The sequence below is a fragment of the Nocardiopsis oceani genome, assembly GCF_054777395.1.
In genome coordinates, this window is sequence record NZ_BAAHAR010000025.1 from 47298 (window position 1) to 72231 (window position 24934).

At 69.7% G+C, this 24934-nt stretch carries 21 protein-coding genes; 11 read left to right on the forward strand and 10 right to left on the reverse strand.

The features are described 5' to 3' along the window. Window positions 1-31: 31 nt before the first annotated feature. The 4 genes from ACYVDG_RS16315 to cofD form a co-directional block, all read right to left on the reverse strand. Complete coding sequence (locus ACYVDG_RS16315; RefSeq protein ID WP_460752635.1) at window positions 32-1048, reverse strand: chitinase; 1017 nt, start codon at window positions 1046-1048, stop codon at window positions 32-34. A 764-nt stretch (window positions 1049-1812) separates the two neighbouring features. Further along, window positions 1813-3405, reverse strand: a complete 1593-nt coding sequence (locus ACYVDG_RS16320) for a Na+/H+ antiporter (protein WP_460752638.1) — start codon at window positions 3403-3405, stop codon at window positions 1813-1815. A 126-nt stretch (window positions 3406-3531) separates the two neighbouring features. Further along, a complete protein-coding gene (locus ACYVDG_RS16325; RefSeq protein ID WP_460752642.1) occupies window positions 3532-4827 on the reverse strand; it encodes a coenzyme F420-0:L-glutamate ligase in 1296 nt (431 codons plus the stop codon). Next, window positions 4824-5813: a 2-phospho-L-lactate transferase gene (gene cofD, locus ACYVDG_RS16330; protein WP_460752645.1), complete on the reverse strand. Its 990-nt coding sequence runs from the start codon at window positions 5811-5813 to the stop codon at window positions 4824-4826. The genes ACYVDG_RS16325 and cofD overlap by 4 nt, the downstream gene beginning before the upstream one ends. A gap of 249 nt (window positions 5814-6062) precedes the next feature. Here cofD and ACYVDG_RS16335 point away from each other — a divergent pair, with 249 nt between their 5' ends. The 4 genes from ACYVDG_RS16335 to ACYVDG_RS16350 all read left to right on the forward strand — a co-directional run bounded on the left by ACYVDG_RS16335 (window position 6063) and on the right by ACYVDG_RS16350 (window position 13369). Further along, window positions 6063-7454, forward strand: coding sequence for an energy-coupling factor transporter transmembrane component T family protein (locus ACYVDG_RS16335; protein WP_460752650.1), 1392 nt, complete (start codon window positions 6063-6065; stop codon window positions 7452-7454). Window positions 7455-7695: 241 nt separating this feature from the next. Beyond that, window positions 7696-7983, forward strand: a complete 288-nt coding sequence (locus tag ACYVDG_RS16340) for a WhiB family transcriptional regulator (RefSeq protein ID WP_014908913.1) — start codon at window positions 7696-7698, stop codon at window positions 7981-7983. Window positions 7984-8284: 301 nt separating this feature from the next. Continuing rightward, on the forward strand, window positions 8285-11671 hold the full coding sequence (locus tag ACYVDG_RS16345; protein WP_460752654.1) for a glycosyltransferase family 2 protein: 3387 nt from the start codon (window positions 8285-8287) through the stop codon (window positions 11669-11671). Between the two features lie 3 nt (window positions 11672-11674). Continuing rightward, window positions 11675-13369 (forward strand): DUF5719 family protein, encoded by a 1695-nt coding sequence (locus tag ACYVDG_RS16350; protein ID WP_460752658.1) that lies wholly within the window; start codon window positions 11675-11677, stop codon window positions 13367-13369. 42 nt (window positions 13370-13411) lie between these two features. Here ACYVDG_RS16350 and ACYVDG_RS16355 read toward each other — a convergent pair whose 3' ends face one another. After that, window positions 13412-13807 carry a metallopeptidase family protein gene (locus ACYVDG_RS16355; RefSeq protein ID WP_460752663.1) on the reverse strand — a complete coding sequence of 132 codons (396 nt, stop codon included), beginning with the start codon at window positions 13805-13807 and terminating at the stop codon, window positions 13412-13414. Between the two features lie 222 nt (window positions 13808-14029). Here ACYVDG_RS16355 and ACYVDG_RS16360 point away from each other — a divergent pair, with 222 nt between their 5' ends. The 4 genes from ACYVDG_RS16360 (at window position 14030) to ACYVDG_RS16375 (ending at window position 17739) form a co-directional block, all read left to right on the forward strand. Further along, window positions 14030-14431 carry a DUF3499 domain-containing protein gene (locus ACYVDG_RS16360; RefSeq protein WP_460752666.1) on the forward strand — a complete coding sequence of 134 codons (402 nt, stop codon included), beginning with the start codon at window positions 14030-14032 and terminating at the stop codon, window positions 14429-14431. 144 nt (window positions 14432-14575) lie between these two features. Beyond that, window positions 14576-15928: a phosphomannomutase/phosphoglucomutase gene (locus ACYVDG_RS16365; RefSeq protein ID WP_460752670.1), complete on the forward strand. Its 1353-nt coding sequence runs from the start codon at window positions 14576-14578 to the stop codon at window positions 15926-15928. A gap of 46 nt (window positions 15929-15974) precedes the next feature. Next, window positions 15975-16151: a Trm112 family protein gene (locus ACYVDG_RS16370; protein ID WP_460752673.1), complete on the forward strand. Its 177-nt coding sequence runs from the start codon at window positions 15975-15977 to the stop codon at window positions 16149-16151. A 181-nt stretch (window positions 16152-16332) separates the two neighbouring features. Beyond that, window positions 16333-17739: a protein kinase domain-containing protein gene (locus ACYVDG_RS16375; protein ID WP_460752676.1), complete on the forward strand. Its 1407-nt coding sequence runs from the start codon at window positions 16333-16335 to the stop codon at window positions 17737-17739. 50 nt (window positions 17740-17789) lie between these two features. Here the strand turns inward: ACYVDG_RS16375 and ACYVDG_RS16380 are convergent, their stop codons facing one another. Together ACYVDG_RS16380 and ACYVDG_RS16385 are read right to left on the reverse strand one after the other, a co-directional pair. Then, entirely contained in the window at window positions 17790-18941 is a 1152-nt protein-coding gene (locus ACYVDG_RS16380; protein ID WP_460752679.1) for a hypothetical protein, read from the reverse strand. An 82-nt stretch (window positions 18942-19023) separates the two neighbouring features. Then, window positions 19024-19470, reverse strand: a complete 447-nt coding sequence (locus tag ACYVDG_RS16385) for a MerR family transcriptional regulator (RefSeq protein WP_460752682.1) — start codon at window positions 19468-19470, stop codon at window positions 19024-19026. A gap of 129 nt (window positions 19471-19599) precedes the next feature. Here ACYVDG_RS16385 and ahcY (ACYVDG_RS16390) point away from each other — a divergent pair, with 129 nt between their 5' ends. Further along, window positions 19600-21036, forward strand: coding sequence for an adenosylhomocysteinase (gene ahcY / locus ACYVDG_RS16390; protein WP_460752685.1), 1437 nt, complete (start codon window positions 19600-19602; stop codon window positions 21034-21036). Window positions 21037-21070: 34 nt separating this feature from the next. Then, entirely contained in the window at window positions 21071-22333 is a 1263-nt protein-coding gene (gene ahcY / locus ACYVDG_RS16395) for an adenosylhomocysteinase (protein ID WP_460752689.1), read from the forward strand. 26 nt (window positions 22334-22359) lie between these two features. On the opposite strand, the gene ACYVDG_RS16400 is transcribed toward ahcY (ACYVDG_RS16395), so the two are convergent. The 3 genes from ACYVDG_RS16400 to ACYVDG_RS16410 form a co-directional block, all read right to left on the reverse strand. Then, window positions 22360-22578 carry a type II toxin-antitoxin system HicB family antitoxin gene (locus ACYVDG_RS16400; RefSeq protein WP_460752692.1) on the reverse strand — a complete coding sequence of 73 codons (219 nt, stop codon included), beginning with the start codon at window positions 22576-22578 and terminating at the stop codon, window positions 22360-22362. A 2-nt stretch (window positions 22579-22580) separates the two neighbouring features. Continuing rightward, a complete protein-coding gene (locus tag ACYVDG_RS16405; RefSeq protein WP_460752696.1) occupies window positions 22581-22778 on the reverse strand; it encodes a type II toxin-antitoxin system HicA family toxin in 198 nt (65 codons plus the stop codon). 78 nt (window positions 22779-22856) lie between these two features. Beyond that, complete coding sequence (locus tag ACYVDG_RS16410; RefSeq protein WP_460752700.1) at window positions 22857-23771, reverse strand: RDD family protein; 915 nt, start codon at window positions 23769-23771, stop codon at window positions 22857-22859. A gap of 117 nt (window positions 23772-23888) precedes the next feature. Between ACYVDG_RS16410 and ACYVDG_RS16415 the strand changes: the two genes are divergently transcribed. Then, complete coding sequence (locus ACYVDG_RS16415; RefSeq protein ID WP_460752704.1) at window positions 23889-24881, forward strand: stage II sporulation protein M; 993 nt, start codon at window positions 23889-23891, stop codon at window positions 24879-24881. Window positions 24882-24934 lie beyond the last annotated feature (53 nt).

Genomic DNA, 24934 nt, shown 5'->3' on the forward strand with positions numbered 1-24934 from the left:
GCGGGTCGGGAGTGGCCCCGCGGAGGTGGGGTCAGTCGAGTGCCGCGGAGATCGTGTCGGCGAACTCGTAGTCGTTGGTGGCGTCCCAGTTGATCGACCAGGTCATCACGCCGCCGATCGGGCCGTACGGGCTCTCGGGGGAGAAGGCCCCGCAGTTGTCGCCGGTCTCCAGGCAGTCGAGGGCGTCGACGATGCCGCTCGGCTCCAGGTAGCCGCCGCCCGCGGCGGAGGGGACGGCCGGGAGGCCGAGGCCGACCTGCTCCGGGTCCAGGTCCATCTCCAGCTGGATGCAGGCCAGGGCCGCGACGAAGTCGCTCGTGCCCTGTTCGTAGACGTTGCCGTCACACCCCGCCATGGAACCGGAGTTGTAGTACTGCATGTTCACGATGGTGAGGATGTCGGAGATGTTGTCGGCCAGTTGGTAGTAGTCCTCGTCGGGGGTCTGGAAGTCGATGGTCTGCGGGGCCATCGCGATGATCAGGTCCGAACCGGCTTGGTCGCTCAGGTCGCGCAACGCGTCGGTCATGTGCTCGGCGTCGATGCCGTGTTCCAGGTCGATGTCGACACCGTCGAACCCGTAGTCCTGCATGAGCTCGTAGGTAGTGTCGGCGAAGTTCTGGGCCTCGGTGGGGTTGGTGACGTCCACGTGCCCGATCTCGCCGCCGACCGAGATGATCACCTTGCGGCCCTCGTCCTGGATGGCGGCGATGTCGTCCCGGAACTCCTCGTCGGTGTACCCGTCGAGCTCGTCGCTGGCCAGGTCGAAGGTGATGCCGCCCTCGAGTTCGGGGTGGTTGTCGGCGAAGGCGACGGCCACCAGGTTGTACTCGCTGGGGATGTCGGAGAGCGGCATCACCGTGGAGTCGTTGTCGAAGTTGTGCCAGTAACCGGTGAGCCACTGGCCGTCCTGCTGGACTTCGACGGCGTCGGACACGGTTTCGGCCTGCGTGGGTTCGGTGGTGGGTGAGCCGCAGGCGGAGACCAGCATGGTCGCCGCCGCAGCGAGGCCGCCGATCATGGCGAGCCTGGTGTTCCGGATGCTGAGCATCTGAGTGCTCCTTTCGCCGAGCGGGGTGACGAAGGGTGGTGCTCTGTGAGCCGGTAATTGTTAGGAGACCTTAGAGTTACCAGGGTGGCGCGTCAACGGAAATGGTAAGGAAAGTTTGTAGTTTTATTCGGCACCCGGTTCCACTCATGCCCCACGGGCACCAGGCGGGCACCGGTCCGCAGCCTGCGGCCGCCCCGGCGCCGCTGTCTTAGGGTGTGCCGCTCCTGGGGTGCGGGATCAGGGCTGGGTCTCGGGACGGCGTTCGCGGTTGCGGCCAACTGCAAGCGGTACCAACTGCAAGCGGTACCAACTGCAAGCAGTGCCAACGCTTCAACGCCAGCGGCTGATCGTGCGCCTTCATGGTGCCGGGGGATGGTGGTGGGTGTTTCAGGATTGGGGGATGTCTTTTTGGCTGGACCCCTCTTCGAACCTGACCTGTTCTGTTGAGTGGGTTTTCCCTGTTGGCTGAGGTTCCCTTTCGGGCGGCGGGAAAGGAGGACACCCCAAGCCACCAAGGCAACCCCCACCCCAGAGAGGCAACCCCCACCGAAGCAAACTCCGCCACCCTGCGCCCCTGCGCAAGCAAGGAAACCCCGATACACAAGCCAGCCCAACCCACCGAAGCAATCCCGACCGCCGTCGGACAACCACCCTCGGGCGACCACCCTCGGGCGACCACCCCCGGACACCCCCCGGGCGACCGCCTCCGGGCGACCGCCCTAAGACAACGGTGTTGCGGCCGCCTCACACCCTCCGAACCCTGCTCAGAGGCCGTACTTTCCGCTCCCGCTGTCTTTGATGTCCAAGTCCCGGGTGAGGGTCCTGAACACGTCGTGGTCGATCTCCCCAGACCGGTACAGCGCCATCAGCGCGTCCCTGCGCGCCTGGTTGACCTGTTGGAGCCTGGCCCGGCGACTCGACACGTCCTCGCGCGCCCGATCCAGCTTCGCGTCCTCGGCGTTCAGGAGCCCCTTCAGCTCGCCGATCCGCCGCGCGTACCGCTCTCGCATGGCGTCCGCGGCCTTACCGTCCATCTCGCCCTCGGTGAGCATCTCGTCGACCTTGCGCACTGCAGCGCAGTCCATCTCGTACTCGGCCCGCAAGTACTCCTGATGACGCGTGCCCTCGTCGGTCAGCCCCAGCCTGCGCAGCAGCCACGGCAGGGTCGTCCCCTGCCCGACCAGGGTTCCCATCACCACCACACCGGCGACGAAGACGAGCGCGCCCCTCTCGGTGAACGGATCCCCGTCCAAGGTCGCCGGCAGCGACAGTGCGATCGCCAAGGACACCGCACCGCGCATGCCGCTCCAACCGATCGCCACGCGCTCCCGGAACGCGGACACGTCCAACCGCATCCCAGGCAGGAAGCGCTGCACCGGGAACACCAGCAGCATCAGCAGCATGCGGAGCGCTATGGCGGCCGCGGTCACCGCCAGCGCCACCAGCAACAGGTTCAGGAAGGCGAAGTGCTCCCGCACGGACTCCACCACCGCGTCCAACTGCAGGCCCAGAAGAACGAAAAGCATCGCCTCCAGCAGGCTCACCAGTGTGGACCAGATGGTCTGTCCGCTCACCCGCACTCGCGGCGGCAGCAAACCCTCCCCGCGGGTGCCCAGGTAGAAACCGGCCACCACGGCGGCCAGTACCCCGGAGAACCCCGCCATCTCCGCGGGGATGTAGGCCACGAACGGGGTGATCAGTGCTGTCATCAGCTGGAGTGAGGCGTCCCGCATCCGGGCGCGCACCCAGGCGATCGCGACGGCGACCACGGCACCGTAGAGCAGTCCGCCCACGACCACCTTGCCCAGCTCCAGGAAGGCGTCCCCGGGGGTGAGCGGGTGCAGCATGGCGGTGACCGCCAAGCTGAACAGGGTCAGGGCCACCCCGTCGTTGATGAGGGACTCACCCTCCAGGATGGTCAGCACCCGGCGCGGCGTCCCCGCGCGCTTGAGGATGGCAGAGGCGGCCACAGCGTCGGTCGGCGCGATCGCTGCGCCTAGGGCGATCGCCGCGGGCCAGCCCACGTCCGGCATGAGGAGGTACACGATGCCGGCCAGCCCGAACGCGGTCGCCAGTGTCATCCCCACCGACATCACGATGATGGGCCGCATCAGATCGCGCATGTCCTTGGGCGAGGAGAAGAACGCCGCGTTGTAGATCAGCGGTGGCAGGAACACCAGGAGGATGACCTCGGGGGTGACCGACAGCGAGTGCATCCAGGGCACGACGCCCAGGAGCATGCCCAGCATCACCAGGACCACCGCGCCGGGTATCCGGACCCGCCCGGCGACCGATTGCCCCACGATGACCGCGATCACCACGACCAGCGTGGCGATCACGTACTCCTCGACGGACACCCGAACCCCCCGTGCTCCCGAACCCCCGTGCTCCCGAACCCGTCCCCGCCCCAGCATGCCGGGGCGGGGACGGGCGGTGGGAGAGGACGCGCCGCCGGGGCAGCCGCCCCAGCGCCCCGGTACGGGTTACCGAACCACCACGAAGTCGTCCGGGTCCCGGGGCGCCCGGTCCCTGGGTGCCTCGGCGGCGTAGCCCACGGCCACGGCGCCCATCGGGCGCCAGTCCTCCGGTACGTCCAGCACCTCGCGGACCACGTCCGCGCAGAACATGGTCGAGGAGATCCAGGCCGAGCCCAGGCCCTCCATGGCCAGGCCCACCAACAGGCTCTGCACCCCGGCGCCCATCGCCACCAGGAACATGGAGCGCTCGGCGTCGGCGCGGCGCTCGTCCGGGTACGGGTGGGCTCCGTCGGCGACCAGGAACGGCACCACCAAGTAGGGGGCACCGCGCAGTACGTCGCCGCGCCGGGTCCGCTTGGCGATCTGCTCCTCGGTGAACCCGTCGCCGCGCAGGTCGGCCACCCAGGCCTGGAGCATGGCGTCGAGCAACCGCTTGCGGGTGTCCGCCGACTCCACCAGGACGAAGCGCCACGGTGTCGTGTGGTGCGGGGCGGGCGCAGTCACCGCGGTGGCCACCGCCCGCCGCACCAGCCCCGGGTCGACCGGCCGGTCGGTGAAGGAGCGCACCGTCCTGCGGGCCGGGACCACGTCGCGTGACCCGTAGCGGAACAGGTCGGCGTCGGCGGGGCGCACCAGCTCTACTGCGCCGGGCCCGTCCTCCTCGGTGACCAGGTCGCCCAGGCCCGAGACCACGGCGACCGGGACACCCCCGGTCTTGCCCTTGACCAGCTCGCCCGCGCCCGCGATCTCGTCGGCGACCGCGTTGACCGTGGCCTCCATGAGGTTGCCGTGGGTGTCGACGGTGCCGCGCAGGTCCTCCACCGCACGCAGTCCGGCCGCTCCGATGGCCACATCGGTCTGGCCCACCCGCCAGGGGCGGCCGAACGTGTCGGAGACGATCACTCCCACGCGTACGCCCAACCGCTCGCGCACGCCCGCGCGCAGTGCGCGCGCGGAGGTGTCGGAGTCCTCGGGCAGCAGGAGCACGGTGCCGGGTTCGACGTTGGAGGCGTCGACCCCGGCCGCCGCCATCACCAGGCCCTGCCTGGTCTGAACGATCCGGGTCCTGCCCATACGCGCGACCACGCGCTCGGTCTCCGCGTCGATGGCTTCCTCGCGGTCCGAACGCAGGGAGCGGCCCTCGGCCTTGCTGACGATCTTGGAGGTGACGACCAGGACGTCCCCGTCCCCCAGCGGTTCGCCCGACGCGGTCACGGCGTCGGCGATCAGGGCCGCGAGGTCGTCGCCCGAACCCACTTCCGGTATCCCGGCAAGCCCGCGCACCCGCACCCCGGCGCTCACCGGTCCTCGGCCTTGCGCTCGGACAGCTCCACCGCCAGGTCCAGGGTCGCCTGGGCGAGCGCCTCGGTGGTGTCGTCGTCGCTCATGTACAGGGGCCGGGAACGCACCTCGATCCCGTCCACCTTGGTGTCGGCGTCGGCCTCGTCGACCAGCCAGCCGTCCAGCAGGTCCGAGCCGAGGTGTGCGGCGACCGCTCCGGCGCTGGTCTCCACCCCGATCGCCTTGAGGCAGGCGTCGGCCATCCCGCGCACGGGGGCACCGCCGATGATCGGTGAGACACCCACCACAGTCTTGTCGACCATGGCCTCCCGGATGCCCTCGATGTTGAGGATGGAGCCCACGCTCACTACCGGGTTGGACGGCGGGATGATGACGGCGTCGGCGTTCTGGATGGCGCGGATCACACCGGGGGCGGGCTTGGCCTTGTCGGCGCCGATGCTGAGGATCTGCTCGGCGGGCAGCGCGGCGCGGTGTTTGATCCACCACTCCTGGAAGTGGATGGCCCGTCGGCCGTCCTCGTCGTTGACGATCACGTGCGTCTCGACCTGGTCGTCGGTCATGGGCTTGAGCCGCACGCCCGGCTGCCAGCGGTCGCACAGTGCCTTGGTGATCTCGGAGAGGGGGTAGCCCGCGGCGATCATCTGTGCCCGCACGATGTGCGTGGCAGTGTCGCGGTCACCCAGTCCGAACCAGGTGGGTTTCATCCCGTAGGCCGCGAGCTCCTCCTTGACCGTGAAGCTCTCGTCGGTCCTGCCCCAGCCCTGTTCCTCGTTGATCCCACCGCCGAGGGTGTACATCACGGTGTCCAGGTCGGGGCAGATCCGAAGGCCGAAGAGGGTGATGTCGTCACCGGTGTTGCCGATGACGGTGATCTGGTGGTCTGTGGCCTGGTCCGGGCCCGGGGTCGCGTCGGTTCCGAGGGCGGCCTTGAGGCCGCGGAGGAAACGTGCGCCGCCGATACCGCCGGCCGGTACGACTATCCGCATGCGCCCAAGTCTGGCAGGCTGGAGGCGTGTATGGGTCGTCTGCCCCGCCGTGGGTACGATCCAACGTGACCGCTGCCGATGCGAACGGTGTGCGAACCATCGGGCGGCGGTCGCCATCCCACCCCATCGGCGCCCGCGCCAGGTGCCCCCTTTTCCTCCCTGGGCGCGGCTGAGCCGATTCACCCGACAGCCCGACGATATGCCAAGCTTCCTCCGACGCGACGGCGAAGCAGCAGAGGGGAACCTCTCTTGAACAACGAAACACTAGAACGCCTGCGCCTGCCTGGGGCCTGGGTCCTGTTGGGGGCCGCGGGCGTCACCATGCTCTCCGGCCTCATCCAGGTCATCGTGGGCTCTAGCGGGCCATCGGTCGACCCGGAGTTCGAACGGTTCGCTCCGGACACCGGGGGGAGCTTCGCCAGCGCCATGACCGGGGCCGGGTCGTCCTTCTTCGGCTTCAACATCACTCTGCTGCTGATCGCCGCGGTAGCCCTCGTGCTCACCAGTGAGCGCGCGCGGCGCAGCGCGTTCCCGGTGATCCTGACCGCGATGATCATGGTCGGCGTCGGGCTGCTCTTCCTGCTGATCGCCGTGATCAGCGGTTTCATCGACGTCAATGACGGGGGCCTCGCGTTCGCGAGCTTCCTCGGCAGAGTTGCCCAGGGTGCGGTGCTCGGCATCTTCGGCTTCTACCTGATCAAGATCTTCAACGACCCCGCGGTCGTCCAGCGCGCGCAGCCGCAGCAGATGTACAACCCGCAGCAGTTCCCGCCCGCGACCGGTGCCCAGCAGTCGTTCGCCCAGCCGGGCTACCCGGCGGCGGACCCGGCGCAGCAGGCCTACGGCCAGCAGGTCGCGTACGGTCAGGACGCCGCGGGGCAGCAGGCGCAGGCCTACGGCACGGGTGCCCAGCAGGGGTACGGCTACGAGGGCCAGCAGGCCTACGGTCAGGACGCTTACGGCCAGCAGGCCGCGTACGGCCAGCAGTACGGCACCGGTGGTCAGCAGGCCTACGGTCAGGACGCGTACGGCCAGCAGTACGGCCAGGACGCCGCGGGGCAGCAGGCGCAGGCCTACGGCACGGGTGCCCAGCAGGCGTACGGTCAGGACGCTTACGGCCAGCAGGCCGCGTACGGCCAGGACGCTTCGCAGCAGGCCTACGGCACCGGTGCCCAGCAGGCGTACGGCTACGAGGGCCAGCAGGCCTACGGCCAGGACGCCTACGGCCAGCAGGCCTACGGTCAGGACGCCTACGGCCAGCAGGCCGCGTACGGCCAGCAGTACGGCACCGGCGGTCAGCAGGCGTACGGTCAGGACGCGTACGGCCAGCAGTACGGCCAAGCCTATGACCCGGCCCAGTACGCGCCGCAGACCTACGACGCCCAGCAGCCGGCCGCCGACCAGCAGGCGCAGGACGCCATTCAGCACGGTTGGTACCAGGACCAGGCCCAGCAGACGCAGGACACACCGGCAGAGCCCGGAGTTGAACCATTCTTTAACTCCGGTGAGAACACTGGTACTGAGGCGTCCGACCAGAGCGGTGGGGCGTACGGAAATCAGTACGGATACGGCTCTGACCAGCAAGGACAGGGTGGAGCCGATAACCAGCAGAACTGGTACGGCAGCGACGGCCAGCGCTGACCGCGCTCGGGGCTCCACGCTCTCCGCACCTCCGGAAGGTACGTGAATTGCGTGGTAATCCACAGAACGGACATCGCGGGCCTGCCGTTGGCGGTTCGTTACATGATATTCAGTGGATTACCACGCATGGCGCTTGACTCACAGTGACGCGCACGCGTGTAATTCCAATGTGGGATTTCCGCCCGACCTGGGGGACGAAAAAGGGTCGGGGACATCTATTGGGGGGCTACAGGAGGTGCGCATGAGCGAGGTCATCCCGCTGGCGCACGGCTCGGACGAAGATCTGGGCTGGCAGGAGCGTGCCCTGTGCGCGCAGACGGACCCGGAGGCGTTCTTCCCCGAGAAGGGCGGCTCGACACGGGAGGCCAAGAAGGTCTGCCAGTCGTGCGAGGTGCGTGCGGAGTGCCTGGAGTACGCGCTGGAGCACGATGAGCGCTTCGGTATCTGGGGGGGACTCTCCGAGCGCGAGCGCCGAAGGCTGAAGAAGGCCGCCGGGGGAGATTTCGATTTCCTGGCGGACATGCTCTAGGAGTGAGCGTTGCCGCGCGCCTGGGCTGCGAGCCCGGGCGCGCTTTTTTCATGTTCGGCACCCTTAGGGCCCTTGGGCTGGATTGCGCCGCTCCTGTCCCCGCCGCCGAATGCTCCGATATGGTCGGCCGGGGTCACCCCGCCCCGAATAGGTCCGGAATGACGCTGGGTGGCGTATCGTGATGTCCCGCGTTCGCGCCCGCGACCGCCCGGCGCACGCACGCGCCCACCGGCCGCACCGGCCCAGACGTCGGGCCCGCACACGGGCCCGCCCCTTCTCTTGGAGAGAACCCACCACAGCCGTGCTTGACCTGGATTCCGCCCGCCACGTCGTCACCGCGGTCATCGTGTCCCACGACGGCGCACGATGGCTGCCGGAAACCCTGTCCGCGCTCCGCGGCCAGTCACGGCCCGTCCAAAGGGTCGTGGCCGCGGACACCGGCAGCTCCGACGGCAGTCCCGACGTCCTCGACGAACACCTTCCGAGCGATGCCGTCATCGGTCTTCCCGCACGGACCGGCTACGGCGACGCGGTGAAGGCCGCCCTCGACCTGCCCCGCTCCACCACTGAGGTGCGGGGCTTCGACGAGGACGCCACGGAGTGGATCTGGCTCATCCATGACGACCTCACTCCGGAGAAGGACACCCTCGAACAGCTGCTGGCCGCCGCCGACAAGGAACCGCGAACCGCCGTCCTCGGCCCCAAGCTCCGCGACTGGTTCGACCGCCGACTGCTCGTCGAGGCCGGCGTCACCATCGACGGTGCCGGCCGGCGCGAGACCGGCCTGGAACAGCGGGAGTTCGACCACGGACAGCACGACGGCACCCGTCAGGTCCTCGCCGTGTCCAGCGCGGGCATGCTGGTCCGCCGCGACGTGTGGGAGCGCCTCGGCGGCTTCGACCCGGCGCTTCCGCTCTTCCGGGACGACATCGACTTCTGCTGGCGCGTGGGCGGGGCCGGACTGCGGGTGCGCCTGGTCACCGAGGCGATCGCCTACCACGCGGAGGCCTCGGCCCGCCGCCGCCGGAAGATCACCGCCACGCGCAACCACCCCCGCAGGGTGGACCGCAGGCACGCGGTGTTCGTGCTGCTGGCCAACCTGCCCTTCGGCGGAATGGTGTTCGCGCTGCTCCGCAACTCGGTGGGCTCGCTGCTGCGCGTGATCATGTATCTGCTGATCAAACAGCCGGCCAACGCGTTGGACGAGGGCGCGGCGATCACCCTGGTCTACGGTCGGCCGTTCCGCTTGGCCCGGGCCAGGTACAGGCGCCGTCGAGACCGCCGCCGCAAGTACAGCGCCATCCGTCCGTTCCTGGCCAGGGGCGTGGCCATGCGGCAGTTCGCCGACGCGGTCACCGGAATCCTCACCGGCGAACGGGTGGGCGACAACGCCGGACGCCACCAAGCCGTCACCGTTCCTCCGGGTGAGGAGGACGACGGTCCCGACGACGACTCCTCCTCGTTCCTCCGCCGGGTGGTCCTCCAACCGGGCGTCCTGTTGGTGCTCGGCCTGACCGTGGTCACGATCATCGCCGAACGCTCCCTGTTCTTCGGGGGCCTGCTCGCCGGCGGCGCCCTGCCGCCGGTCGCGGGCAACGCGATGGACCTGTGGAACCTCTACCTGTCCGGGCACCCCGACAGCGGTCTCGGTTCGGAGGGTCCGGTCCCGCCCTACGTGGGACTGCTCGCGCTGCTGTCCACACTCACGTTGGGCAAGCCGTGGATCGCGGTGATGGTCATCCTGCTGGGCTGTGTCCCACTGGCCGGCCTCACCTCCTACCTGCTCGCCCGCGAGGTGCTGCGCTACCGTCCGGCACGCCTGTGGATGGCCGGGGCCTATGCCCTGCTGCCCATGGCCACCGGTGCCGTCGCGCAGGGACGCCTGGGAACTGCCCTGGTCCACGCCCTGCTGCCCATCCTCGGCCTGCTGCTGGTCCGGTTGGTCGCCATGCCGCCCAAGCCCTCGCGGCGTGCCGCGTGGGGGCTTGGACTGGCCCTGACCGTGGCCACCGCCTTCGTGCCCCTCGTCTGGCTGCTGTGCCTGGTCACCGGACTCCTGGTCGCGTTCGCCTTCGGTCACCTGGGCCGTCGCATCTACGTCAGCATCGCGATCAGCCTGGCAGTCCCGATCGTCCTGCTCATGCCGTGGTCACTCGAGCTGCTCCTGCACCCGAGCCTGTGGCTGCTGGAGGCCGGACTGCACAGCCCCGAGCTGTCCGACCCCGGAGCGACCCCCGCTGAGCTGCTCATGCTCTCCCCAGGGGGGCCGGGCACCCCGCCGGCCTGGGTGACCGCCGGATTCATCGCCGCGGCCCTGTGCTCCCTGCTCCTGCTCCGCAACCGGATGCTGGTCGCGGCAGGGTGGTCCCTGGCCCTGTTCGGGATGCTCGTCGCCATCCTCACGAGCAGGATCGTCGTCGAGCCGTACTTCGGCGGCCCGCCCGCCCAGGTCTGGCCCGGGGTGGCGCTGGCCTTCGCCGCTACGGCAGTGCTGCTGACGGCGTCCACAGCGGCCCGAGCCTTCGGCAACATGATCCGTATCGGGGGGCTCAAGCGGTACTTCGCCCTGGGGGTGGCCACCCTCGCGCTGCTCACTCCGGTCTCGGCGGCCGCCCTGTGGATGTGGGAGGGCGTCGACGGCCCGGTCACCGCGAACGCCACACCCGCCGTCCCGGGTGCTCTGGAGAGCGTCAGTTCGGACGGCACCGAGCCTCGGACACTCATCGTCACCCCCGCCGAGGACGGCAGCGTCGACTACGTGGTGGTGCGCGGCCGCGAACCCCGCCTGGGGGAAGAGCGCATCGTCCCCGAGCGCGAGAGCCGCGATGCCGTGGACCGGGCCGTCGCCGAACTCGCCGGGGGACAGGGCGGCGACCAGCTCGTCGCGCTGCTCGACTACGGCATCCAGTACGTGCTCTACCCGCGCCCGGACTTGGGTGCCCCCTCCGACGCCACCATGGTCGACACCCTCGACGGCACCCCCGGCCTAGGGCGGCAGTCGCTGTCGGCCCACTACGGGCTCTGGCACGTCGTCGAATCCACCGGAGCCCTGCGCGTGGTCCCCGAGAACGGTCTGGAGGGCGAGGCGCTCCAGGTGGAGGGCTCCGCCGACGACCTCCATGCCGAGGTCGAGGAGGGCCATACCGGGCGCCGACTCGCGCTGGCCGAACCGGCCGACGGCGGCTGGCGAGCCACCCTCGACGGCGCCGAGCTGGACCCGGTGGGCACCGAGAACGGGACCCAGGCCTGGGACCTGTCGGTGGAAGGCGGTGAGCTGAGGGTCTGGCACACGGACATCGTGCACACCGCTTGGGTGGCCACTCAGGGCCTCATGCTGTTGGTGGTCGCGGTGCTCGCAGCCCCGGGCGTACGTACGGAGGAGGAGCGCAGGCTCATCGCCGATACCCCGGTGCCGAGGCCCCAGCGCCCGCGCAGCGGACCGCTGGCCGCATCCGGGGATGAGGACGCGTCGGACGGCGTGGCGCTCGACGACGGCGAGGAGGGCCCGGAGGGCGAACCGGAACCGACCACGACGGGATCCATCCCCGTCGTACGCGGTAAACGCCGGTCGGGCCGCGGCACCAGGCGGTCCGGGGCCCGGAGGGCCGGTGGCCGGCGCCGCGCGGGCTCGGCCAGGGAACCCCGGGACGAGGGCAACGGCACCGACGACAACGAGCGGGAGGAGTAGGTCGTGCGACTCATCGTGGAGAACCGTTTCGCACTGTTCGGGCTGGTCGCGCTGGCCCTGCTCGCCCTGTTCGGGGTCGCGTTCGCGATCCGGCCGGTCAGCCCCGAGCTCGGGGTGTCCGAGCCCGGCACCGTCCGCCCGGAGCTCACCTCAAGGGTCTGTCCGGCCCCGCACGAGTCGTCCGACGACGGTGCCGAGAGTTCCGTGGCCGCTTTCGCGCCCCGCGTCAGCCGCGAGGACGAGGGCGCGCTGTGGGCGGTCCCGGCGGCTGAGGCGCCGGAGGACGACGGGGATGCCGAGGACGACGACAACGGCGAGGACGACGACAACGACGAGGACGATGAGAACGGCGACAACGGCGAGGACGACGGCGGGAACGGCTCAGAAGCGGCGAGCCCGACCCCGAGCCCCGGAACCGCGGGAGAGCCGGGTGAGCGCGGAGAACTCCTCGGCGAGGAGTTGACCGAGCCTGGCCGGGTCTGGCGGACCGACACGGGCGATGCCGAGCTGCCCACCGCACTGCATGCCGAGGGCGTCCTGGCGACCGGTCTGGACGCCGCACAGACCACGGTCTCCTCCGACGGCATCACGGAGGTCCGCTGCGCTGAGCCGTCGATCGGAACGTGGTTCGCCCTGCCCGGGGCCAACGACCCTGACGGCGTCGATATCGACACCCTCACCGTGCACCTGACCAACCCGGAGGACTTCCGGGCGACGGCCAGTGTCGACATCTACACCGCGGAGGGGCCCTCCTACTCACCGGAGAGCCGGGGCGTCCACCTGGCCGCCGGGGAATCGACCGAGCTCGACGTCACCGAACTCATCCAGAACACCAGCTCGATCGGTGTCCACGTGCGCACCAGCACGGGCCGGGTGTCCGCCGCACTGCTCGCCGAGCACTCTGGGGGATCCAGCGACTGGGTCACGCCCACCAGCGGACCGGACGAGGAACACGTCATCCCGGGAGTGCCGGAGGGTGACGGCACCCGCCGTCTGATCGTGGCCGCCCCGGGTGACGACCCCGTCGAGGTACGCGTCCACGCGGTCACCACCGAGGGGGAGGTGTCCGAGGACGATGACGACGGCAACGACGATGACGACGGCGACGACCACGGGGACGGGGCGGGCACCGCTGAGGACCCGATGGTTCTGCACGTCCCGCCCGCCGCTTCCGCCTGGCTGACCCTGGAGAGCGTTCTGGGCGGACTGTCCGGGACTGTCGTCGTGGAGGCGGACGCGCCCGTGGTCGCCGGGGTGATCGCTGAGGACGGCGACGAGGCAGCCTACACAGCCGCCGTGGACCCGATGGAAGGGCCGCTGGACACCACGGCCGTCATCCCGGACATGCCGGAGGACGTCGACGTGGAGCTGGTCCTGGGCGCTCTGGACGGTGACGCCAATGTCGTGGCCACCCCCATCGCGGCCGACGGCAGTATGGGCGACGCAGTGCGCACGGAGGTGGATTCGGGGACCACCCACGTGTTCGGAACCGACACCGACGGGTGGGGGCCGCCCTCCGGGGTGGATTCCGAGGACGGCTACGCGGTGCGCCTGGAACTGCTGGACGATTCCGGACCGGTGTACGTCGCCCGCGTACTGCGCTCGGACGACGGGATGAGCGTCATGCCGGTGCGCCCCGCGCCGGTGCAGGTCGAACTGCCGGTCGTGCGGGACAGCATGACCGGTGTGGTGCCCTGAGGCCTCGGGCGTCCCGGCACCGGAGCGTGTGCGGCCCGGGGGTCACCCCTCCGGGTCGACCGACTCCGGTTCCACTCCGAGGAGGTTGGCGACCTCTTCGACCACGGTCTCGTGGACGAGGAGGGCCATCTCCTCGGGGTCCTTCGTCCGGATCTCCACCGGCCGCCGGTAGAGGATGATCCGCGCCCGGCCCGCGGGATCGGTCTCCAAACGGGAGAAGGGGATCGTCTCGGACAGGTCTCCGTGGGGCGGGACCGGGGGAACGTCCTCCACGAGGAAGTCGACGTTCGCCAGCTCACGCGCCCACAGCCGTTCGAGGCGTTCGACGGCGTCCAGGACAAGGTCGTCGAAGGCCTGCGCTCGGCTTCGGTAGACGGGCAGGTCAGAGGGCACGAGAGGACCGCGGATGCCTCGGCCGCGGCGGTCCCGGCGCCGCACTCGGTCTGGTTGGCCACTGGAAAGGCGCACTCGTCGCACACTTTGAGACTAAGCCATGACGGGGCCAGCGCGTAGTCCTGGCGGCCCTGGAAACGGGGGACGCCCGGTCCAACCGGGCCGGAGCCCGAAGGGCCTGCCCGGGTCAAGAACGCGTGCCCAAAACCGTGCAGGTCATGGGACGATGCTGGCGTGTCCCTCGGTAAAGGCATACAGTCAAACGCTGTGAGCCATGTTCGACGCTGTTCCCGCACTGCGTGCAGGCAGCCCGCCGTATTCACGCTCACGTACGTCTACGCCGACTCCACGGCCGTTCTCGGTCCGCTCGCCGCTTACGTGGAACCGCACTGCTACGACCTGTGCGCCATGCATGCGGAGAGACTGACCGCGCCGCGTGGTTGGGAGGTCGTCAGGCTTCCGGTTGAGACGTCGGGCGGTGGGCCCGGCAGTGATGACCTGGAAGCACTCGCCGACGCCGTACGTGAGGCGGCGAGGCCGCCGGCGCGCCAAGAGCCGTCCCCTGGGGAACCCGTGGGCGAGGGCCAGGAGACCATGCGCCGCGGCCACCTCCGGGTGGTCAAGTCCGACCGGGACAACCAGCGTCCGCCCCGTTACCCCAACGGCTGATCCGACCGGCTCCAGCCGGTCCCTGCGGCCGCCCAGAGCAGTGCCCGTCGGGAACCCCGCACACCGCTTGCTAGTTTTGTACGGCGCGCGGAAGACCGGGCGCTGGACCGAATTCACGGCAGAACCGACCTGGCCGGAGCAGACGTGGCTGACCTCGGAAGCATCTTCAAGGCATACGACGTGCGAGGCGTGATTCCGGACACCTTCAACGCCGACATCGCACGGGCGATCGGCGCGGCCTTCGCCCGCGTCGTCGGCGGCCCCGCCGTCGTGGTCGCGCACGACATGCGTCCTTCCTCACCCGAACTCGCCCGGGCCTTCGCCGACGGTGTCACCGGCCAGGGCGTGGACGTGGTCTTCTCCGGGCTCGGCTCGACCGACCTCCTCTACTACGGCTCGGGCTCCCTCGACCTGCCCGGCGCGATGTTCACCGCCAGCCACAACCCCGCCGAGTACAACGGCATCAAGGTGTGCCGGGCCGGGGCCGCGCCGATCAGCGCCGAGACCGGCCTGGACGAGATCCGCGCCCTGGCCGAGCAGGGTGTCCCGGACTACGACGGCCCCAAGGGCACGGTCTCGGAGAAGGACCTGCTGCCCGGTTACGCGGACTACCTGCGCGACCTCGTCGACCTCTCCGAGGTGCGCCCCCTGAAGATCGCGGTGGACGCGGGCAACGGCATGGGCGGCCACACCGTCCCCGCCGTCCTGGAACAGGGCCTGCCTCTGGACGTCGTCCCCCTCTACTTCGAACTCGACGGCACCTTCCCCAACCACCCGGCCAACCCCTTGGACCCGGACAACCTGGTCGACCTCCAGGCCAAGGTGCGCGAGACCGGCGCCGACATCGGCCTCGCCTTCGACGGCGACGCCGACCGCTGCTTCGTCATCGACGAGAAGGGCGACCCCGTCTCGCCCTCCGCCGTCACCGCGCTGGTCGCCGCGGAGGAGCTCAAGCGCGAACCCGGCGCCGCGGTCATCCACAACCTCATCACGTCCGCAGCGGTCCCGGAGATCGTCGCGGAACGGGGCGGGAACCCCGTCCGCACGCGGGTCGGCCACTCCTACATCAAGGCGACGATGGCTGAGACCGGCGCGATCTTCGGTGGAGAGCACTCCGCCCACTACTACTTCCGGGACTTCTGGAAGGCCGACACGGGTATGCTCGCGGCCATGCACGTCCTCCGGGTCCTGGGCAAGGACGACCGTCCGCTGTCGGAGATCACGGAGGAGTACTCCCGGTACGCGGCCTCGGGCGAAGTCAACTCCAAGGTCGCCGACGCCTCCGGGCGCATGGCTGCGGTGCGCGGGGCGTTTGAGGCCAGGGACGGGGCCACCGTCGACGAACTCGACGGACTGAGCGTCTCCCTGCCCGACGGGGCGTGGTTCAACCTGCGGGCTTCCAACACCGAACCGCTGCTGCGGCTCAACGTGGAGGCCGCCGACGACGCCGCCGTCGCACGCCTGTGCGACGAAGTCCTGGACATCGTCCGAAGCTAGACGCGGTCCCGCTCCCGACCGGGCCATCACACGAGGAACGAGAACCATGAGCACGAAGATCGATGGCTGGCTGCTGGAGATCCTGGCCTGCCCGCAGAGCCAGGCGCCGCTGCGCCACGACTCCGAGACCGACGAGCTGGTCTGCGACGAGAGCGGACTGGCCTACCCGATCCGGGACGGTATCCCGGTCCTGTTGGTCGACGAGGCGCGCAAAATCGGTTGAGGAACCAAAAAGGTTCGAGGTGGGACGGAACGTTCTGCCGGTTCCGGTAGTCATAAGGGATACGCCAGGGTAAGGGGCACCCTTTCGGGTGCCGTAGGCCGCACGCGGCATACCCGGCGACCCGTACCCGTACCCTGGTTGTGCGCGCCCCCGCTCATGACGACCTCCCTGGAGGACTTCGATGCCCGGTCCCGAATCGCTACTGCCGAGCGACCCCTCCGCGTTCGGCGACTACAGCGTGACTGGACGCCTCGGGAAGGGTGGCCAGGGGGTCGTGTACCTCGCTGAGGACCAGGACGGCGAGGAGTACGCGGTCAAGGTCCTCAACGACCAGTGGTCCGAGGACGCCGACCTGCGCAAGCGGTTCGAGAAGGAGGTCCGCGCCGCCCAGAAGGTCGCCTCTTTCTGCACCGCCGCGATCATCGACGCCCAGCTCGACGGGGACCCGCCCTACGTGGTCAGCGAGTTCGTGCCGGGCAAGGACCTCCAGGAGACCGTCGCCAAGGGCAGCGTGGTGCGGGGGTCCTCGCTCCAGCGGCTGGCCGTCTCCACCGCGACGGCGCTCGTGGCCATCCACAAGGCGGGGATCGTCCACCGCGACTTCAAGCCCGGCAACGTGCTGCTCGGCCCGGACGGGCCGCGTGTGATCGACTTCGGTATCGCCCGCGTCGACGACGGCACCGCCACCATGACGAACTCGATCGTCGGCACGCCCTCCTACATGGCGCCCGAGCAGATCGAGGGGCGCGGGATCACCGACAAGTGCGACATCTTCGCGTGGGGCTGTGTGATGGCCTTCGCCTCCACCGGCCGCGCGCCCTTCGGTTCCGACACCGTTCCGGCCGTGGTGCACCGCGTGGTCAGCGCACCGCCGGATCTGGAGGGCATCGACGACACGCTGCACCCGATCATCCAGTCGTGCCTGGACAAGGACGCTGCCAAGCGGCCCAACGCCCAGACACTGCTCATGCGGCTGCTGGGCCACGACGGACCGGACGAGTCCTCCGACACCGCGGACGCGCTGAAGCAGGGTGAGCAGGTCGCCCAGACCGGTCTGCTCAACGGCAACCAGCTCCCGCCGGTACAGCCGCAGGCCCCACAGCACCCGCCCACCGGCGCCCAGCCCGGGATGGGCTACCCGCCGGGGGTCTCGGACCCGCGCCTGGGCCAGGGCCCCGGGATCTCGAACCCGAACCCCTACGGCGCCCCGGGGACCTCTCACCCGAACCCGATGGGCTACCCCGGTGTCTCCAACCCCATGGCCAACCCCGGTGTCTCCAACCCGCGGCCGGGCCAGATGGGGCACCCGATGAGCTCCGACCCGCGGCACGGCGGATTCGGGGCGCAGCCGGGCACGTCGAACCCGCGGCCGGGGATGCCGGGATACCCGCAGCACGGCATGCGCCAGGGCGGCAACCCGATGATGACCGGCGGGATGAACCCCAACCAGACCTTCGCGCCCGGCGTGCGTTACCCGCGGCCGGACCAGCAGGACTCCGTCCTCCAGCAGGGCTGGGTGATCCCCGCGGTGCTGATCACCATCATCATCCTGCTGCTGCTCCTGCTGATCCTGTGGATCGGCGGCTGAGCGGGCCGTACCGGGCATGAGTGGTCCGTGCCGGGTGCGGGCGCGGGGCGTCAGACCCGGGTGAGTTCGTTCATGGAACGCGACACCGCCTCGTCGACCAGGTCGCGCACCTGGGGCCAGCGGTCGTCCACGCAGTCCGTGGGCATCACCGTGACACTGTCGGTCCTGGGCATCTCCAACGCGTCCCAAACCCCATCCGGGGTGGTCAGGCGCGCGTCCGCGGTCACCGCCAGTACCCCCGAGGGCGGACTGCCCACGTCCTGCACCACCACGTACAAGCACAGCGAGGCCTCGCCCACGACCAGCTCCAGGCAGGTCCACCAGTGGGCGGCGCCCGGCGCCAACAGGGCAGGTTCCGCAGGCCGCGGTCTCGGCGGACCCGCGACCGGGCCGCTGTCGTCACCCGAGGAGACGATGGCACTCGCCTCGGGGTCCAGAGCACGCAGGATGAGCGCGACCGGGTCGCGCCGGGAACGCACGTACTCCAGGACCCGGCGGCGCGTCACCGCCGCCAGCGGCGGGACCGGCACACTCGGCCCGGGCTCCGATTCCGCGCTCCAGCCGAGTTCGCCGCGCAGGGCACCGGTGACCAGCCGTGCGAGGTGTGAGACCAGTGTGGCGAGCTGGTCAGCGGGCTCCTGCTTGCTACACGGTTCGGGGGGCGGCGTGCGCCGGTCGAGCAGCAGCGGAGGGAAGTCGGCGCGCTGCAGGACCCGCGAGGCCAGTACCCACGGCAGCGCCCAGGGCGGATCCGACTCGTTCGGCTCGTCCTCGTCAGGCTCCGCCATCAGGCGCGCGCACTCGGCGTAGGTGTGCGCGGCACGCACCACCGGATGGGCGGGGATCACGGCGGCTCGGGCGAGTACACCGGCGTGGTCCAAGGACAGGGGCGCGGCAGCCGGGCGCAGGGGGTAGTCCTCGGGCAGCTCAGCGGACGACCTCGCGAGTTCGGCGATGTGCTGAGCGGTCAGCGGTTCGGACACGGAAGGGTCGGCGAGCAGCAGTTCGGTGAGCTCCGCGCCACCGCCCCATTCCCGGACGCGTTCGTGCGTCAGCGCGCGCCGCGCGGCTCCGTGCACGTCCAAGGGCTGGCGTTGGCGCTGCTTGGCCCAGACCGCCCGCAGGCGGTCGACGTCCCTGAGGTCTTCGCGCACGCGCCCGGGGAAAGACTCCCAGACCGCGCCGCCGAGTTGGCTGTCCACGGTGTCTCCGTAGCCCGTGGGCTGTTTGCCAAAACATGCCGAACGGTTGGTCTGGGTGTCCGGTGACGGCCGCTGCCCTGCGTCAACCAGAGTGCTTCGTGGGCGTCCCGGTGGTCGTGTTGCCCGGGCGGCGCGCGTGGAGTAGGCGCATCGCCTTCTCCTTCTCGAAGTCCAAGGCCCGGGTGGGTGCCGCGGCCAGTCGGCCCAGGCGTTCACCGTGTGCACGGACGCGCGCCAGCACGTCCGGTTCGGCGAGCACCCTGAGGGCGAAGGCCAATGCCGCGGGAGGGATGTCGAACTCTCGCTCCAGCTCGAGTCCGCCCTCGATGGTGCGCACGTCCTCCTCGGTGAAGCGGCGGTGCCGGTGGCCGCGGCCCGTGGGTTGTTCCTGCGTGCGGGGGAGCAGACCGAGGCCCTCGCGGTAGCGCAGCATGCGCGCGGTGCTGCCGACGCGCTCGGCGGCCGCGGAGATGGGGACCGGGAACGGGTCGGGTCCGGTCGGCGTAGGGTCGTCGTCGAGGGCGGCCATGCAGGTGACTCTAAGGCATCTTCGAGGCCGATTCGCGTAAATCTGACATCCCAGTGTGAGCTTTGTGCTCGATCGGCAGCCGCGGGCCTAGAGTGGTCTCGCAACCACGACCAGACGATTGAGGAACGCATGGCTTTCGACTTCAAGGTCGCCGATCTCTCCCTCGCGGAGTTCGGCCGTGACGAGATCCGTCTCGCCGAGCACGAGATGCCCGGCCTCATGGCCACTCGGGCCGAGTACGGGGAGAGCAAGCCCCTCGCGGGCGCCCGCATCATGGGCTCGCTGCACATGACCGTACAGACAGCCGTCCTCATCGAGACCCTCGTCGCCCTTGGCGCCGAGGTGCGCTGGGTGAGCTGCAACATCTTCTCCACCCAGGACCACGCCGCGGCCGCCGCCGTGGTCGGCCCCGACGGCACCGTGGACGACCCCAAGGGCGTCCCGGTCTTCGCCTGGAAGGGCGAGACGCTGGAGGAGTACTGGTGGTGCACGGAGCAGGCGCTGACCTGGCCCGGCGCCGAGGGTCCCAACATGATCCTCGACGACGGCGGCGACGCCACCATGCTCGTCCACAAGGGTGCCGACTTCGAGAAAGCCGGTGCGGTCCCGGACCCCTCCACCGCTGACAGCGAGGAGTTCGAGGTCGTCCTGACCCTGCTCCAGGAGAGCCTGAAGAAGGACTCCGGCAAGTGGACCAAGATCGCCCAGGGCATCAAGGGCGTCACAGAGGAGACCACCACCGGTGTGCTCCGCCTGTACGAGATGCAGCGTGACGGCAGCCTGTCCTTCCCGGCGATCAACGTCAACGACTCGGTCACCAAGAGCAAGTTCGACAACAAGTACGGCATCCGCCACTCGCTGCCGGACGGCATCATGCGCGCCACCGACGTCCTCATCGGCGGCAAGGTCGCCGTGATCTGCGGCTACGGCGACGTCGGCAAGGGCTCGGCCGACTCCCTGCGCGGCCAGGGCGCCCGGGTGATCGTCACCGAGATCGACCCGATCAACGCCCTCCAGGCGGCCATGGACGGCTACGAGGTCGCCACCCTCGAGGACACGCTGGACACCGCCGACATCTTCATCACCACCACCGGCAACTTCAACGTGATCATGGCCGACCAGATCGCGCGCATGAAGCACCAGGCGATCGTCGGCAACGTGGGCCACTTCGACAACGAGATCGACATGGCCGGCCTGGCGAAGATCCCCGGCATCAAGAAGAAGGAGATCAAGCCGCAGGTCCACGAGTGGACCTTCGAGAACGGCAAGTCCGTTCTGGTGCTCTCCGAGGGCCGCCTGCTCAACCTGGGCAACGCCACCGGCCACCCGAGCTTCGTGATGTCCAACAGCTTCACCAACCAGGTCATCGCGCAGATCGAGCTGTTCACCAAGCAGGAGGAGTACCCCACCGAGGTGTACACGCTGCCGAAGCTCCTGGACGAGAAGGTCGCGCGTCTGCACCTGGACGCGCTCGGCGTCAAGCTGACCGAGCTCACCAAGGAGCAGGCCGCCTACATCGGCGTCGACGTGGCGGGCCCGTACAAGCCCGACCACTACCGCTACTAACCACCACCGCTATCAAGGGCGAGTCCTTCCACAGATGACACTCCCCTCACACGAGGTGGCGGACCTCGGCCTGGCGCAGGCCGGGGTCCGCCGCGTCGCATGGGCCGAACGCGCCATGCCCGTCCTGCGCAGCGTCCGCGAGCGCTTCGCCGCCGAACGGCCGCTGGAGGGGCTGCGGGTAGCCGCATGCCTGCACGTGACCGCCGAGACCGCGAACCTGATCCGCGCCCTGCGCGCGGGCGGGGCCGAGGTGTGGCTCGCCGCGTCCAACCCGCTGTCCACACAGGACGACACCGCCGCCGCGCTGGTCACCGAGTACGGGGTGGCGGTACACGCCTGGGCCGGTATGGACACTGCCTCCTACGACCGCAACCTGATCACGGTCCTGGAGTCCCGTCCGCAGCTGCTGCTCGACGACGGGTGCGACCTGGTCAACACGGTGCACGGCGACCGCCCCGAACTCCTGCGCGACCTCCTGGGCGGCTGCGAGCAGACCACCACCGGCGTCATCCGGCTGCGCAGGATGAGCGCGGAGGGGGAGCTGCGGCTGCCGATGGTCGCGGTCAACGACACCCGTACCAAGCGGATGTTCGACAACCGCTACGGCACCGGGCAGTCCACCGTGGACGGTGTCCTGCGCGCCACGAACACCCTCCTCGCCGGGCGGACGGTCGTGGTGGCCGGGTTCGGCTACTGCGGGCGCGGCCTGGCGGAACGGTTCCGTGGCATGGGCTCGAACGTGGTTGTCACCGAGGTGGACCCGGTCAAGGCGCTGGACGCCGTGATGCAGGGGTACACGGTCGCGACCATGGACACCGCCGCACCGGTCGGGGACGTCTTCGTCACCGCCACCGGCAACCGCGACGTGATCCGCCGAGAGCACCTGGCCGAGATGCGGGACGGCGCGATCCTCGCCAACTCGGGCCACTTCGACCTCGAAATCGACCTGAACGCACTGGACACACTGGCGGTGGAGGTCAAACACGGCGTGCGCGAGCACGCGGACGAGTACGTGTTCGCCGACGGGCGCCGACTCCTCCTGCTGTCCGAGGGGCGCCTGGTCAACCTGGGCGCCGCCGAGGGCCATCCCGCGGCCGTCATGGACATGTCGTTCGCCGTGCAGGCGCTCACCGCGGAATGGCTGGCCAAGGCGCACACGGAGCTCGAACCGGGGGTGGTCGACGTGCCGGAGGAGACCGACAACGAGGTGGCCCGGCTCGAACTCGCCTCCATGGGTGTGGGGATCGACGTACTCACCGCGGACCAGAAGGCCTACCTGAACTCCTGGCACGCCTGAGCGGGTCCGCTCAGTGCGGCCCGGCCTCAGGCCGCCGTCAACGTTGTCGCCGCGACCGTTGTGGGCTCGGGGAAGGCTTCACCGCGCTCGCGAAGGACTTCCAGGTGTCCCCGCACAGCCTCGTGCATCTGTTGGAGTGCTTCCGCTTCCGTTTCCCCAAGGGCCACGCAACCTGGGAGGTCAGGGGACCAAGCACCGTATCCGCCGTCTTCGGCCCGCTCGATGATGACCGCGAAAGTGCGCATCGCTACCTCCATGTGAGACCCGCCTGTTTAAGGGTGCTTCGCTCATTACCCGGAGGCAAGTCACGGCTGTGGTTTCCCGCGACAGTGACCACACCGGGCTTGGCTGGGTGGACATAGTGTCGATGGCTCCCGCGCGTTCGGTGCAGTACCCAGCCGTCGGCCTCGATAAGCTTGATGATCTCGCGGACCTTGAGGGGCATGGCTCGAACCTAGCTCCCGAAAGCCGCGCCTGTGAGGGGTTTCTCATTTCTGGGAGGCCCAGATGCATGGGAGTCCGCTCAGTGCGGCGCTCCCGGGTACTGGCCGGGAGCGCCCTGGCTCGGGTACTGGCCGGGGTGCGGGGCCTGCTGCCCACCGGGGGCGGGGTAGGGGTTCTGGGGCGGGTACGGCGCCTGCTGGCCCTGTCCCTGGCCCATGGCCGCCAAGCTGCGGCGTCGGCGCTCGGCGAGCACGGCGGCCAGGAAGAACGGCGGTGTGGTCCCCGGCGGCGGGGGCGGGCTGACCTGGGCGGCGACCGAGTCGGCCAGCTGGATGCCCATCTCGTGCCGGGTGTGCTCGGCGAGCTCGCCGTAGCGCAGCACGTACTGACGGGCCGCGTTCGCGGTCTCCGGGCTCAGCCGGGACAGCTCGCTTCCGGCGGCCCAGGCGGCCAGGTGCGGCGGCATCGGGATGACCGCGTCGCGGCGCCTGCCCGTGCGCTCCTCGACCACCATGGTTCCGGCCACGAAGTCGCCGACCCTGCGGCCGTCGCGGTTGATCATCGACGTGATGAGCGCGACGACCCCCGTTGTCATCCAGATCTCCACCACCGATGAGAGTGCGCGGGCCAGTGCCTGGCGGAAGCGCTCCGGTGAGCCGTCGGTGCCGACCACGCGCAGTCCCAGGGCCATCTTGCCCAGGGAGCGTCCGCGCGAGATGGTCTCGAACGCGGTGGGATAGCCGACGATGATGAGGATGGAGAGGGTCAGCGAAATGGCCGCGGTCGCGGCGGGGTCGACCGTCACCCCGATCCAGGAGACGATGACCGCCATCGCGAGCAGCGTGATGACCTGTACGAGGACGTCGATGGCGAGTGAGGCGGCACGTGTGGCGAACCCGGCAGGTCGCAGTTCGAGGATCACCGCGTCGCCCGTGACCAGCGGCGTTGCGCCGTACACGTCGCCGCGGATCTCGCCGCTGCCGGGACTGGACACCAGTACACGCTCCCTTGCCGGGTGTCTGAAACCGTCTCCTTGACACTACCCGCCAGTCAGGAGGGCGTGTTCGCACCGGACGCGGTTCCCAGCGCCCGATCCAGTAGTGTCCGATACGTGGATATCGACGTGTTCGCCGCGGCGCACGCCCGGGAGTGGGAACGGCTGGACGAACTGGTGCGCAGGCGCCGTTCGCTCACAGGTGAGGAGATCGACGAGCTCGTCGATCTGTACCAGCGGGTCTCCACCCATCTGTCGGTGGTGCGCTCCTCGGCACAGGACCCGGCGCTGGCCGCACGGCTCTCCACCCAGGTGGCCCGGGCGCGGTCCGCGGTCACCGGCACGCACTCCTCCGGGTGGGGCGATGTGATCGGTTTCTTCACCAGGGTGTTTCCCGCCGTGCTGTACCGCCTGCGCTGGTGGTGGATCGGTGTCAGCGCGGGCACCCTCGCGGTGTCCACCGTGACGGGTGTGTGGATCGCCACCAACCCCGACGTCCTGGCGGCCCTGGGTACCCCCGAGTCCATCGCGCGCTACGTGGAGCACGACTTCGCCAACTACTACGTGGAGAACCCGGCGGGCTCCTTCGCGGCCCAGGTGTGGACCAACAACGCCTGGGTGTCGGCCCAGGCCATCATCTTCGGTGTGGCCTTCGGCGTGCCGACACTCGGCGTGCTGCTGCTCAACGCGGTCAACCTCGGCTCCGCAGCGGGCATGATGTTCGCGCTCGACCGGGGCGACGTGTTCTTCGCGCTGATCCTCCCGCACGGCCTGTTGGAGCTCACCGCCGTGTTCGTGGCCGGGGGTGTGGGGCTGAAGATCGGTTGGTCGCTGATCTCCCCGGGCGACCGGACCCGCCTGCGCGCCCTCGGCGAGGAGGCCCGCGCGGCCATCGCCGTGGTGCTGGGCCTCGTGGTGGTGCTGTTCATCTCGGGCCTCATCGAGGGCCTGGTCACCGGCTGGGTCACCAATACGTGGGTCGCCATCGGTATCGGCGTGGTCGCCCAGGTGCTGTTCCTCGCCTACGTGTTCACCGTGGGCAAGAAGGCCCATGAGGAGGGCGAGACCGGCGACATCGAGGACGCCCCCGCGGCGGTCCCGGTGGCCTGATCCGACCGGAATCCCCGAAACCCTTACAAAGCAACGGTCCCGTGTCAGTATCG

Bases quoted from the DNA above. Each gene is read 5' to 3' on its own strand.
- ACYVDG_RS16315 (WP_460752635.1), bottom strand. From the start codon at position 1,048: ATGCTCAGCATCCGGAACACCAGGCTCGCCATGATCGGCGGCCTCGCT.
- cofD (WP_460752645.1), bottom strand. From the start codon at position 5,813: ATGCGGATAGTCGTACCGGCCGGCGGTATCGGCGGCGCACGTTTCCTC.
- ACYVDG_RS16340 (WP_014908913.1), top strand. From the start codon at position 7,696: ATGAGCGAGGTCATCCCGCTGGCGCACGGCTCGGACGAAGATCTGGGC.
- ACYVDG_RS16370 (WP_460752673.1), top strand. From the start codon at position 15,975: ATGAGCACGAAGATCGATGGCTGGCTGCTGGAGATCCTGGCCTGCCCG.
- ACYVDG_RS16375 (WP_460752676.1), top strand. From the start codon at position 16,333: ATGCCCGGTCCCGAATCGCTACTGCCGAGCGACCCCTCCGCGTTCGGC.
- ACYVDG_RS16385 (WP_460752682.1), bottom strand. From the start codon at position 19,470: ATGGCCGCCCTCGACGACGACCCTACGCCGACCGGACCCGACCCGTTC.
- ahcY (WP_460752685.1), top strand. From the start codon at position 19,600: ATGGCTTTCGACTTCAAGGTCGCCGATCTCTCCCTCGCGGAGTTCGGC.
- ahcY (WP_460752689.1), top strand. From the start codon at position 21,071: ATGACACTCCCCTCACACGAGGTGGCGGACCTCGGCCTGGCGCAGGCC.
- ACYVDG_RS16400 (WP_460752692.1), bottom strand. From the start codon at position 22,578: ATGCGCACTTTCGCGGTCATCATCGAGCGGGCCGAAGACGGCGGATAC.
- ACYVDG_RS16405 (WP_460752696.1), bottom strand. From the start codon at position 22,778: ATGCCCCTCAAGGTCCGCGAGATCATCAAGCTTATCGAGGCCGACGGC.